Annotated in this window: 1 protein-coding gene; it reads left to right on the top strand. The window is 57.1% G+C overall.

Annotated elements, in window-relative coordinates; translation table 11 throughout:
• Window positions 1–287 (top strand): YqiA/YcfP family alpha/beta fold hydrolase (locus ACO0LB_RS20885; RefSeq protein WP_423052664.1); only part of this gene is annotated, 287 nt, incomplete at both ends.

Below are 287 nucleotides of genomic sequence, written 5' to 3'. Positions count from 1 at the left end.
AGGTGGCGCCAGAAGACCTGACCATCATCGGTTCCTCGCTGGGCGGTTATTATGCTACCTGGCTGGCTGAACAGCTGGGTTGCCGCGCGGTGCTGCTGAACCCGGCCATCGTGCCCTTGATCGACCTGGAACAGCATGTGGGCGTGACGACCGAGTTCCATTCGGATAAGCCGTTTGAATTCAAGCGTGAATACATCGATGAGTTGCGCGACTTTGCCGTGGCGCAAATTACTCAGCCACAACGTTACTTCCTGATCGCTGCCACCGGCGATGAAGTGCTCGACTAC

It is taken from the genome of Undibacterium sp. SXout7W (assembly GCF_049339385.1).
GTDB lineage: Bacteria > Pseudomonadota > Gammaproteobacteria > Burkholderiales > Burkholderiaceae_D > Undibacterium.
The sequence above is the reverse complement of the archived record's forward strand: the minus strand, read 5'-3'. Positions and strand labels throughout refer to the sequence as shown.